Source organism: Frateuria sp. sgz306004 (genome assembly GCF_057750885.1).
Genome location: NZ_JBYLFE010000005.1, coordinates 190897 through 203088, shown reverse-complemented (window position 1 = coordinate 203088; position 12192 = coordinate 190897). Strand labels below are relative to the sequence as shown.

The window sequence follows — 12192 nt, the reverse complement described above, 5'->3', positions numbered from 1 at the left end:
TGCGCGCAGATCAAGGAAGAAGGAGGGCGTGTACGTCCGTACACAACCGAGTGATGACGCGGAGCTGGGTGCAAACCGCCCCGGCCCGAAGGGTTGCGCTGGTGTGCCCGCCAGGAACCGGTGCGCGGCTCGGCCTGACCGCCAGTCAGGCGCTTCGCCACGCCCCGCTCCCTGGCGGGCACGCCAGCGCAACGCGGGCTAAGCGCAGATCGTGAACAGGCTCTAGGGGCAGTGCCACCATGTCGCGGTCGAGTCGCTCGCCAAGGCGTATGCCGGCATCGAAGCCTTCGGCCACCAGGTCGGTGAGGCGATTGTCGACGTGGACATCCACCCTCAGCTCCGGCCACGCACGCATGAAGCTGGCGAGCGTAGGGGCGATCAGTTGATCCAGCACCATCTGCGGTACCGCCATGCGCAGCGTGCCCAGCGGGCGGTCGCCGTGCTCGCGTAGCGCGGCGATGGCTTGGTCGATGTCGTTCAGCGCGGGAGATATGCGCTCCAGAAAGGCGTGTCCGGCCTCCGTAAGGCCCACCCTGCGCGTGGTTCGTTGCAGCAGGCGCACGCCCAGATGGCTCTCCATCTGGCCCAGGGTCTGGCTGAGGGCGGAGGGCGTGACCTGCAACTCGGCTGCCGCACGGGTGAAGCTGCCGTGTCGCGCGATAAGTCGAAAGGCGCGGAGGGCGCCGGTATCGTCGAGGCGCATTTTTTAGCTCAACTTAAAAAAGCATTCACAAGATGCGGATTTTTCGCCGCAATGGCAAGGCGCAGACTGGCGTTCACCCCGTCACTCACCTGAGAGCCCGCCATGTCACTCGACAGCTACTACACCCTCGGCCGTTCCGGCCTGCGCGTCAGCCGCCTTGCCCTGGGCACGATGACCTTCGGCGACAACTGGGGCTGGGGCGCGGCGGAGGACACTGCCCGCGCCATGTTCGATCGTTACCTGGACGCTGGCGGCAATTTCCTCGATACCGCTGACCTTTACACCGATGGCGCCAGCGAGGAGTTGCTGGGTCGTTTCGTCGAAGCCACCGGTACGCGCGACCGCGTGGTGATCGCCACCAAGTTCAGCTACAACGCCCAACCGGGCAACCCGAACGCGGGGGGCAACGGCCGCAAGAACATCCTGCGCGCCGTGGAAGGCTCGCTGCGTCGCCTGCGCACCGATTACATCGACCTCTACCTGTTGCACACCTGGGATCGACTCACCCCGGCGGAAGAGGTGGTGCGCACGCTGGACGACCTAGTGCGTGCCGGCAAGATTCGCTACGCAGGCCTCTCCGACGTGCCGGCCTGGTACGCGGCACGTGCGCAGACCTACGCCGAGGCGCATGCGCTCGCGCCGCTGACCAACCTGCAATTGGAGTACTCGCTGATCGAGCGTCATCTCGAACACGAGTTCGTGCCGATGGGCGCGGAGCTGGGCATGGGCATTACCGCGTGGAGCCCGCTGGGCATGGGTTTGCTCTCGGGCAAGTACAAGCCGAGCCAAGCCGGTGGCACGGGCGACGGGCGACTGGCCAAGATCGCCGGCGCGCCGGGCTTCGACCGCTTTACCGAGCGTAACTGGCGCATCGTCGCCGTGCTGGAGGAGGTGGCCGCCGCGATGGGGCGACCGATGGCGCAGGTGGCGCTGAACTGGGTGGCCACCCAGCCCGGCATTGCCTCGGTGATCGTGGGCGCCACCAAGCTTGCGCAGCTCGATGACAACCTCGCGGCCCTGTCGTTCGACATTCCCGCCGAACTGCGGGCGACACTGGACGCGGCGAGCGCGCCGGAGGCTGTCTTTCCGTATTGGTTCTTCGGCGATGTGCAGCAATCGCGCATCCATGGCGGTGTCGCCGTCGGCAGCAAGCCCAACGGCTATGCACCGCCGGTGTACGTGCCGGCCCAGCAGGCCGGCGACTTCAAGGCCGACTGAGCCGATCAAAAAGAAACGGCGCCAGCATGCAGGCTGGCGCCGAGGTTATGGATGCGCCGTTAGGCGCCGTTGTGGTTATCGCGTCGCCCGAATGCGGGTTACTGCGCTGAGCTGGTGCCCGACACCGGATGTTGGGCCTTGAACTGCTCCCACTGCTGGCGGCGAGCCAGACGCTCGGCCTTGATGGATGCCGCCTGCTGCTGCTGCGCCGGAGTGAGCAGGGCGTAGATCTGCGCGCGAATGGCGGCACGCTGCTGCACGCGGGCCTGCGTGGCGGCACCTTCCGCTTGGGCGAGGCTGGCCGCTGCGGCCTGGTAGCCAGCCTGGTTCGGGGTCATCGCCGCAAAGGCTTCGCGCTGTTGGCGCAGTGCCTGGCGCTGGCTCTTACCCTGGGCCATGGCGTTCTGGATGATCTGCTTGATGCTGGCTTTCTGGGCGTCACTGAGGTTGAGCTTGCTGTACGCCTGGAATGCGCCGTGATGGCCGCCGTGACCGTGCCAGCCGCCATTGGGGCCGCCATCCTGGGCAACGGCGATGGCCAGCGGAGCCATGACCAGGGCCGAGGCGAGAGCCAGGGCGAGCTTGACGTTCTTGCGCATGGGAAACTCCTGTGTCGTTGTAGTCGGACCGGGGAATGTCCGGTGATGTGCATTTGACGACAGGGCTATGTGTATGTTCTTTGCCGAAAGGTAAAGAAGGGTAAAGCATGCGCGGACCTGCTCGGCACAGGCACCATGATGTCGCCGGAGTTGCCTTGGTGCTTCGTCTCCGTGATCGCCGGACCGCCTTCGACGCGGCATCGGGCCCGCGAACGACCGCGACGGCGCTCTCATGGATTTCATCACCGCCCCCTGAGCCGCTTGCCCTGGCCTCGGCGCATGGCTTGAGTGGCCCACGGAGTTCCGAACGAACATGTCCAAGATCCTGATCATCGACGACGATCGCGCGCTGGCCGGCCTGCTGGCCGAATACCTCGAGCGCGAAGGGTTCGCGGTGAATGTCGCCCATGACGCCGAGTCGGGCCTTGCCCAGGTGCATAACCCCACCACGCGACCGGACCTGCTCATTCTCGACGTGATGATGCCGGGCCGCGACGGGCTCGATACCTTGCGCGAACTGCGACAGAAGCATCGTCTGCCGGTGATCATGTTGTCGGCCAAGGGCGAGCCGGTCGACCGCGTGGTGGGGCTGGAATTGGGCGCCGACGACTATCTCACCAAGCCTTGCCTGCCGCGTGAATTACTGGCGCGCGTGCGCGTCCAGTTGCGCCGTTCCTCGCCGGTGGCGGCCGGTTCGTTGCAGGTGGGTCTATTGCGACTGGAGCCGAGCGAGCGCCGTGCCTATGTCGGCGAGCAGGAGTTGTCGCTCACGGGCGCCGAGTTTCAGTTGTTGCTGGCGCTCAGTCAGCGCTCGGGCGAGCTGGTGGACAAGGCCACCCTGACGCGCATGGCGCTGGGTCGCGAGTTGGAGCGCTTCGACCGCAGTATCGACGTGCATGTGAGTCGACTGCGCCACAAACTGGCGGAAGCATCGAATCAGTCGCCGCGCATCGAGTCCGTGCGTGGTGCCGGCTACAGCCTGGTCAGCGGGGGCCCATGAGTCCGTTCAAGAGTTCGTTGTACTGGCGGCTGTTGATCCTCTTTTGCGCGGCCAACGTGCTGGCGTTGGTGCTGGGCGGTTTTCTCACCCAGCGTTTTATCGAGTTCACCACGGCGGTGGAAATCAATTGGTCGGCGTTGAGCGAAAGTGCCGATAAGGCCTTCGAAGGCGGCGCCTCGCCCGGGCTGGCGGAATGGGCCGTGCAGCAGCGTCGCGAGGGCATCGAAGCCACGCTGTACGAAAACGGCGAGCAACTGGCGCCGATGCGCGTGCCGTCGTCCATCGCCAGCTCGCTGCCTGACTGGCTGGCCGAGCATCGCGACATGGTGCTGCAGCCATGGCCCAATCTGTATCTGGCGATTCAGCAGGTGCAAGGCACCGATGGCCACACCCGGCAACTGGTGGCCTTGAGCCGCACCCATTCGCGACTGCGGCCGCGTGCGCGCCAGAGCATCTTTCTCGCCATGCAGGGCGGTTTGTCGCTGTTGTTCATCGGGCTGGTTGGCTGGTGGGTGGCGCGCAGCGTCGCCAAGCCGGTGGAAGCCATTCGAGCGGCGACCCGGCGCATGGCCTCGGGCGAGCTTTCCGCGCGCGTGGATGGACGCAGTCGCCGTACGCACGACGAACTGGGGCAACTGGCGCAGGATTTCGACGCCATGGCCGAGCGCATCGAGGCCTTGGTGGCCCATGATCGCAGCGTCTTGCAGGATCTTTCGCACGAATTGCGCTCGCCACTGGCGCGGTTGCACCTGATCCTCGACCTGGCACGGCGTAGCCGCGACAGCGATGAAGCCTCGCGCTATTTCAGTCAGGCCGAGCAAGAGATCACCCGACTGGACAGCATGACCGGCGAAATGCTCGCGCTGTCGCGACTGGAGGGTGGCATCCCCGGCGAGAATCGCGAACCGGTGGATGTCGGCGCGCTATTGCAGGAAAGCGTTCAGCGCGCTCAGGTGGAGGCGCAGGCACGTCAACTCACGATGGAGGTTTCCACCGAGCCCTCGTTGACCGTTTCCGGCAACGCCATGTTGCTGGAGCGTGCATTGGACAACCTCATCGGCAACGCCATCAAGTTCAGCCCGGCAGGTATGGGCGTGGCGCTGAGTGCGCGACGCGAGGCGGGTGGGGTGGTGCTGGCCATTCGTGACCACGGGCCAGGCGTGCCGCCGAGCGAGCTGGCGTCGCTGTTTCGGCCGTTGTTCCGGGGCAGCAATGCCGCGCGCGCCGATGGTCACGGCCTGGGGCTGGCCATCGTGGAGCGTGTGGTGCGCGCCCATGGCGGCGAGGTAACGGCCAGCAACGCCGACGGCGGCGGCCTGGAGGTACGCGTACAGCTTCCGCTGATGTCGGCGACCTAGGGATGCTCTGAATTTGACGTCATCCCAGCGAACCCCAAAAGGGGGCGAGAGCTGGGATCCGAGTCCGTGAACGCTTGAAGGCAAAGGCACTGGATGACCAGCCCTTCGGCTGTTGAAAAGCACCTCCGGCTCTCGCCCCCTTTTGGGGGTTCGCGGGAATGACGAGCAAAATGTCTTTTAATCAGAACTTACCTAGCCCGGCGCGTGGGTGGCCTTCGAAAAGGCCGTCGCATTTGTCACACTCGCTGCTCTTTGGTTCATGGATCACCGATGCGTTCGAACGCGATGGCTGCCGTGGGGTTGGCGCTCGGAGCAGCGCTGTTCTTCACCATGACCTATGTGCTCAACCGCAGCCTGGTAGCGGGCGGTGGGCATTGGGCGTGGGCGGTGATTCTGCGGTACCTGATCACGCTGCCGTTGCTGGCCTTGGTGCTTCCCTGGCAGGGCGGCCTCGGTGAGCTGCCGCGTGAGCTTCGGCAATATCCCCGGGCGTGGCTGCTATGGAGTGGCGTGGGTTTCGTGCTGTTCGGCTTGCCGTTGACCTGGGCCGCCAACAGTGGGCCCTCGTGGTTGGTGGCCGGCAGTTTCCAGACCACGGTGCTGGCCGGTCCGCTGCTTGCGCCGTTGATCTATCGCGATGAACGGCGACGGCTGGCCTGGGGTAGCCTGGCCATCGGCGCGCTGATCGTGCTTGGCGTGTTTGCATTGCAGTGGGGGCATGCGCAAGGCCAGTTGCGCGCCAGCGACTGGCTCGCCATGGCAGCCGTCGTGTTTTCCGCCTTTGCCTACCCGCTGGGCAACCGCATGCTGCTGTTGCACCTCGAGCGCAGTGGCACCCGCATCGGCGCAACGCAGCGCGTGTTCGGCATGACGTTATGCAGCTGGCCCTGCTGGCTGGTGTTGGCCGCGGTGACATGGGCGACGGTGGGGCCGCCGGGCTGGCGCGTGGTGTGGCTGGCGGGTGGCGTGGCGCTGTCGTCCGGCGTCATCGCTACCGTGTTGTTCTTCCGCGCCACCGACATGGTGCGGAGCGAGCCCAATGCGCTGGCCGCGGTGGAAGCCATGCAGGCGGCTGAACTGCTGTTCGCCACGGTGATCGGCGCGAGTATCCTCGGCGAAGCCTGGCCGCATGGCTATTCGGCGCTTGGCGCGTTGACCATCGTGGTGGGCATTGCGCTGTTCGGTTGGGTGAGTGGACGTTCGGCCGCTGGGCACGATGAGCAAGTGCGTAGCCTGCGCACTGACAGGGGCGCCTGATTTCGTCGTCTGCGCACCGCGGTTCTCACCTTTGGAACTTGCCCCCCAAGCGCCCTCGCGGTAAACACCAAGGTTCGGCATGGCGCCAGGCGCGGCCGTTCTTCCTGGGGAGATATGGAGTGGCAATGAAGCAGCGGCGCGTGGCCTGGATCATGGCGGGGGTACTCATGGGGGCCGCGGTAGCGGCGGGCGCGCAGGAAGCGCCCACGCAACAGCGATTGCGCTGGCAAGCCGATGCGTTGGGTAATCATCGCTATCTGTTGCAGGTGAGCGCACCAGGTACCGCCGTGCACGCGGTGATTCCGTGGCGCCGCCGCGATGCGCACCCCGAGCAGGTGGCCGTGATCGTGGTGGCCCCCAACGGCAAGCAAGTCACCAACGTGGTGCGCGGCACCATGACGCAAGCCCAGGGCGAACTGGTGTTCGAAGCGGCCCAGGCGGGGACGTATGCAGTGTATTACCAACCGTACCTCAGCAAGGGGCGCAGCAATTACCCCACCGTGACCTATCAAGCGCCCACGGACACCGCCGATGCGGCGTGGCTGGGCAAGGTGGGTCATGGCGACGGGGCGTGGCGCAAGCTGCCGCAGGCCACTGTGTTGCGCTACGAAGCCGTCGATGATTTCGACGCCTATACCGACATGGAGCGCACCGCCACGCCGCAGGAACTACAGGCGCTGCTATCGGCACACGCCAGCGAAGCATGGCTGCTGTTTCCAGAAACACGTGCCTATCCCGTGCGCATGTTCGACGCCATTCCAGCACGCTGGGCGCAACGTGGCCCGGGTGGCGCGCTCATCGACCAGGCCGCGCGCGGCCAATACCTGAGCTTTCAGGTAGGCGTTTGGGCGCCGCGTGGCAAGGTCGAGAACCTCAAGGTGAGTTTTGGTGACCTGCTCGGTGAGGGCGGTGAGCGCATTCCGGCCAGCGCCTTCACTTGCTTCAATTTGGGCGGCGTGGATTTTACCGGCAAGCCGTTCACCACGCGCGTGGATGTGGCACAGGGTCGCGTGCAACCGTTGTGGATGGGTTTGGATATTCCCCAGGCTGCCAAACCGGGTGTTTATCGAGGGCAAGTACAGATTTCGGCGGAGGGTGTTGCCACTCAAACCGTTCCGCTCAGCATCACCGTGGGCGCGGAGGAGGCCGTGGCCCACGGCGATGATGATCCGTTCCAACTCACGCGGTTGCGCTGGCTCAACTCCACATTGGCGCAGGACGACAGCTTGGTAAAGCCGTTCACTGCCATCACCGTGGCGGGGGACACGCTGGGTATCTTTGGGCGCGAGCTGCGATTGGATCGCAGTGGCTTGCCGGCGCAGATCACCAGTCGGTTCGACGAGCGCATGACCGGGTTCAGCCGCACGCCACAGGCCATGCTGTCTGGGCCGATGCGTTTGATCGTGCAGGATGCGAACGGCGAGCACGCACTCGATGCATTGGGCAAGCCCCGTGTGGTGCGGGATGGGCCGGCGAAGGTCCATTGGCATGTGGCCGGCAGCGTCGGCCCGTTGCAGGGCGATGTGCAAGCGAGCCTCGAGGCCGACGGCACCCTGGTCTACGCCATCGCCTTGACTGCCACGCGAGCCACTGCCGTGCAGGACATCCGGCTGGAACTCCCGATGCGCAAGGACATGGCGCAGTATCAGCTTGGTCTAGGTCGGCAGGGCGATCGCGCGCCGGCTGATTTCCAGTGGAGCTGGAACGTGGAGAACAACCAGGATGGCGCTTGGATCGGCACCGTCAACGCAGGCTTGGAGTTCCACCTGCGTGACGAACATTACCTGCGACCGCTCAACACCAACTTCTATCATCAGCAACCGCTGCGACTGCCTGTTTCCTGGGCCAACCAGGGGAAGGGCGGCATCCGCTTGCACAGTGGGTCGAACGCTTACGCCGTGCAGGCCTTCAGCGGTCCGCGTCAGGTGCAGCCCGGCGAAACCCTGCGCTACGACGTGGTCATGCGCGTTACGCCGTTCAAGACCATCGACCCGGCCGCCCATTTTTCCGAGCGCTTCTTTCACAAGTACGGCGACCTGGATGCCATCAAGGCCGATGGTGCCAATGTGGTGAACATTCACCATGCGACGCCGATCAATCCATGGATCAATTATCCGTTCCTGGAAGCGCCGGCCATGCGCGCGTACATCGATGCGGCGCACCAGCGCGGCATGCGCGTGAAGATCTACGACACAGTGCGAGAGTTGTCCGATCGCGCGCCTGAGCTGCCCATGCTGGAAAGCCTGGGGCACGAGGTGATCAGCAGCGGCAAGGGCGGTGGCTTTTCCTGGCTTCAGGAGCATCTGGATGGCGACTACATCGCTGCCTGGCACGTTCCGGAAAATCGCGACGCCGCAGTGATCAATGCCGGCCAGAGCCGCTGGCACAACTATTACATCGAGGGCCTGGACTGGCTCGCCCGCAACGTCGGCATCGATGGCCTGTATCTGGACGACGTGGCCTACGACCGCACCACCATGAAGCGGGTGCGCAAGGTGTTGCAGGCGCATCGCCCTGACGCGCTGATCGACTTGCACTCGGCCAGCCAGTTCAACCCGCGCGACGGCTACATCAACAGCGCCTTGCTCTACATGGAGCTGTTCCCGTACCTCGATCGCCTGTGGTTCGGTGAGGAATTCGATTACGAAAAAACCTCACCCAGCTATTGGCTCACCGAACTGTCCGGCATCCCGTATGGCTTGATGGGGGAGATGTTGCAGCACGACGGCAACCCCTGGCGCGGCATGTTGTTCGGTATGACCAACCGCCTGGGTTGGTCGCCCGGTAGCGATCCGCGCGGCTTGTGGAAGGTGTGGGACGCCTTCGGCATCGAGCAGGCGCAGATGATCGGTTGGTGGGTGCACGACACACCGGTCAGGACGGATCGCGACGACGTGCTGGTCACCAGCTACGTGCGCAAGGGCAACAAGACCCTCATCGCGCTGGCCTCCTGGGCGCCCGAGCCGGTGAACGTGAGCTTGCACATCGACTGGAAGGCGCTGGGCCTGAATCCGAACAAGGCCACACTGGCCGCTGACGCCGTGGAGGGATTCCAGCCCGCCGCGCGCTTCAAGGTGGGTGAGCGCATCACTGTGCAGCCCGGCAAGGGCTGGCTGATCGTGGTGGAGTAAGCGCATGCGCAAGTGGTTTGGCCGTGTATGCGTCGGGTTGGCCGTCATGTTGGCGGCTTCCGCCAGCGCGCAGGAGTCACCTGGCGGCGACATCATCCATCTCGCCTTGAGCGATAGCGCCGTAGCGCCGGAGCCGATCACGTTCACCGTATATCTGCCGCCGGGCTATGCGAGTGATGGGGCCCATCATGTGCGTTACCCGGTGCTGTACGCCAACGATGGGCAGGACATGGCGGCGGTAGGCTTGGAGGACACGCTGGCGGCGCTCTATGCGCAACATGCCATCACGCCGGTGATGGTGGTGGCGGTGGACATGCTCAAGGATCGCGCCTCCGGCTACGGCTTGTCCGATCGTTACGCGCGGCGCAGTGTGGTGGGCGATTCGCGCATCGGCCCCATCGGCCTCAAGGCCTACGATTACTCGCGATGGCTGGCCACCGTATTGGTACCCTATATCGACGCGCACTACCGCACGCAAGCGTCGGTAAGGGGGCGCACGATTCTGGGTTGGTCACTGGGCGGCCTCAACGCCTTCAACCTGGGCTGGCAGTACCCGGAGGTGTTTGGCCAGGTGGGCGCGTTTTCGCCATCGTTCTGGCTGGCGGCCGATCGCACGAGCGCCGATGCGGTGGAGAACACCCGCCTGGCGCAAGCCATGCTGCTTCAGGGCAAGCCGCGACGAGGGTTGCGCATGTGGTTTGCGGTGGGCGGCCGGGAAGAAACCAACGATCGCAACGGCAATGGCGTCATCGATGCGGTGGAAGACGTGCAGGACCTGCTGTTTGGCTTTCGCGCGCCGGATGGCTCACAACGCGCTGGTCTGCGCGACCTGGGCTATCTGGTGGACTCGGATGGTGCGCAGCATCCGCATGCCAATGCCGACGTGATGCTCTATCTGTTGAGCGATGGCGAGCACAACCAGGGCAGTTGGAAGCGCATGCTGCCACCCTTTCTGCGCTGGGCGTTTCCCGCGAAGGGCGCCGTAGCCCCCTGACGGTGCCTTCGCGTGGTCAGGGCGCGGATGCGATCGGATCGATCATGAGTTGCTCAACTTTCCGCGCCCGCAAAGGGAGGGTGAGCCGCGATGCGATTGCGGCCATCGGTCTTGGCGCGGTAAAGCGCGATATCGGCGCGAGCGATCAGGTCGTCGGCGGTGTCCAGATGATCCTGCAGACTCGCCACGCCCACGCTGACTGTGGTTTGCACGGTGTTGCCATGGGAGTGCACCTGCAAAGTTTCGATGCGCTGACGGATGCGTTCGCCAATGGACAGTGCATTCTGATGCGTCGCGCCGGGTAGCCCCACCACGAACTCCTCGCCGCCGTAGCGGCCCAGCCAGTCGTCGGGGCGCAGCTCGTCACCGATCGCCTCCGCCACGGCGCGCAGGCAGGCATCGCCCACAGGGTGACCGTAGCGGTCGTTGATCGACTTGAAATGATCCATGTCCAGGAACAGCAGCGTCAGCGGCTCGCGCTGCAAGCGTGCCTCGGTCATGGCGCCGTGCAGACGCTTGAGCAGTGCGCGGCGATTGAGCACGCCGGTGAGCGCGTCGTGATCGGCCAGGTGGTGGGCCATGTCGCGTTCGCGTCGCGCGCGCAGCGAAAGATCGGCCAGGCCGATGGTGATGACGATGCTCGCAAAGGCCATGGTGAAGGGAAAGCCGTACTCCAGCCAGCGCGGCTGATCCAACGAAAGCAACACCTGACTTACGCGCACGAAGGTCAGCAGCACTTGCGGCATCCACGCGATCAGGAAAAACCGCGCCTGCCGCCCATGCCGTAATACCGCCAGCACCACAGTGGCCAGTGCCAGCAGCGAGGAGAGCATGAACCACAGGTTGAACGCGCTGGCCAGCGCGTGCATGCGTTCGGCAAAGGGAAAGCACAGCAGAAAGGCGGCTACCAGAAACGGCCAGCGCATCCAGCCAAGCACACGCGCTGCGCGAGGCGTGATCTGGCGCAGTTCGCAAAATTCGATAATGAAGGAGATCGACAGCGGGGCGCTCAACGCCGCGAACAGCCACGGTGCGTGCGTACCCAGCGGTACGAGCAGCCTTGCCCCGGGCAGTTCGTACATCTCGCCAGTGGTGAGCATTTGATAGATCAGCTGGCACGCGGCGTAGCCGATGAAATACACCAGCACGCGGTCGCGCAACACGATCCATAGGCACAGCGCCGCGAGAATCATGGTGAACTGCACGCTCGCAAACAGCGTGCACAGGCGAACGTGGTTCAGGTCGTCAGTCTGATAGCTCGCCAGGTCGGTGAGCGCGGGGCGGATGGGGCGCGTGAAACTGTCGGCGGCGACTTGCACATAAATGGGTTCGCCCGCGCGAAGATCATGTGGCAAGACATAAGCGAGGTGGTGGCGCGAGAAGCGCGGCGCCGCTTCGATCTGTGCAAACCACAGTTCGCTCGGTCGATACTCCGGGGGCGCATAGATCGTGAGGCGCACGTAACCCGCGTTGGAAAAGCTCAGCACTGGCGAAATGCGTTGCGTCCAGTCGCGGTCGAGCGTGAGGCGATACCAGCGTTGCTCCTCCGCCGCGTTGGGGGTGTAGGGCGCGGTGCTTGGCGTAAACGCGGCATCCATGCGGCCGCTGACCACATCGGCGGGCGAGGGCGTTGGTAGCGCGGCCGGCAAGGCCGCCACGCGCCATTGCGGCTCGGAAGCATTTTCGGGAAACGCGTGCGCCGCCAGTGCGTAGAGCGTGGCAATCAGGCATGCGAAGAACAGCCCCACGGGTGTGCGATACGGCATTCCCCCCCCTCTTATTGTTCCGGCCCCCATTTGCCGGTTCCGATGGCATCCATTCCCCGGGAATGCCCTCGTGTTTTGCGCATTATGTACCACGTTTTCCTGCCTATCCGCGGTGCTACAGCCTGGGAGGACAGGCTGATATGCGAACCAACGTTTGAGTCAATGG

The 12192-nt window shown here is 64.7% G+C and carries 9 protein-coding genes; 6 read left to right on the top strand and 3 right to left on the bottom strand.

Annotated elements, in window-relative coordinates:
- Positions 1 to 145: 145 nt before the first annotated feature.
- Positions 146 to 703: a LysR family transcriptional regulator gene (locus tag AC3G2C_RS12335; RefSeq protein WP_488384907.1), complete on the bottom strand. Its 558-nt coding sequence runs from the start codon at positions 701 to 703 to the stop codon at positions 146 to 148.
- 102 nt (positions 704 to 805) lie between these two features.
- Here AC3G2C_RS12335 and AC3G2C_RS12330 point away from each other — a divergent pair, with 102 nt between their 5' ends.
- Positions 806 to 1921, top strand: coding sequence for an aldo/keto reductase (locus tag AC3G2C_RS12330; protein ID WP_488384906.1), 1116 nt, complete (start codon positions 806 to 808; stop codon positions 1919 to 1921).
- Between the two features lie 98 nt (positions 1922 to 2019).
- Here AC3G2C_RS12330 and AC3G2C_RS12325 read toward each other — a convergent pair whose 3' ends face one another.
- Entirely contained in the window at positions 2020 to 2520 is a 501-nt protein-coding gene (locus AC3G2C_RS12325; RefSeq protein ID WP_488384905.1) for a Spy/CpxP family protein refolding chaperone, read from the bottom strand.
- 313 nt (positions 2521 to 2833) lie between these two features.
- Between AC3G2C_RS12325 and AC3G2C_RS12320 the strand changes: the two genes are divergently transcribed.
- The 5 genes from AC3G2C_RS12320 to AC3G2C_RS12300 all read left to right on the top strand — a co-directional run bounded on the left by AC3G2C_RS12320 (position 2834) and on the right by AC3G2C_RS12300 (position 10260).
- Positions 2834 to 3520 (top strand): response regulator, encoded by a 687-nt coding sequence (locus tag AC3G2C_RS12320; RefSeq protein WP_488384904.1) that lies wholly within the window; start codon positions 2834 to 2836, stop codon positions 3518 to 3520.
- Complete coding sequence (locus tag AC3G2C_RS12315; RefSeq protein WP_488384903.1) at positions 3517 to 4878, top strand: sensor histidine kinase; 1362 nt, start codon at positions 3517 to 3519, stop codon at positions 4876 to 4878. The genes AC3G2C_RS12320 and AC3G2C_RS12315 overlap by 4 nt, the downstream gene beginning before the upstream one ends.
- Positions 4879 to 5148: 270 nt before the next feature.
- Positions 5149 to 6135 carry a multidrug resistance efflux transporter family protein gene (locus tag AC3G2C_RS12310; RefSeq protein WP_488384902.1) on the top strand — a complete coding sequence of 329 codons (987 nt, stop codon included), beginning with the start codon at positions 5149 to 5151 and terminating at the stop codon, positions 6133 to 6135.
- Positions 6136 to 6260: 125 nt separating this feature from the next.
- The gene (locus tag AC3G2C_RS12305) at positions 6261 to 9266 is read left to right on the top strand and encodes a glycoside hydrolase domain-containing protein (protein WP_488384901.1); all 3006 of its coding nucleotides are present in this window, start codon (positions 6261 to 6263) and stop codon (positions 9264 to 9266) included.
- 4 nt (positions 9267 to 9270) lie between these two features.
- Positions 9271 to 10260, top strand: a complete 990-nt coding sequence (locus AC3G2C_RS12300; RefSeq protein WP_488384900.1) for an alpha/beta hydrolase — start codon at positions 9271 to 9273, stop codon at positions 10258 to 10260.
- Positions 10261 to 10313: 53 nt separating this feature from the next.
- Here the strand turns inward: AC3G2C_RS12300 and AC3G2C_RS12295 are convergent, their stop codons facing one another.
- Positions 10314 to 12026 carry a sensor domain-containing diguanylate cyclase gene (locus tag AC3G2C_RS12295; protein WP_488384899.1) on the bottom strand — a complete coding sequence of 571 codons (1713 nt, stop codon included), beginning with the start codon at positions 12024 to 12026 and terminating at the stop codon, positions 10314 to 10316.
- Positions 12027 to 12192 lie beyond the last annotated feature (166 nt).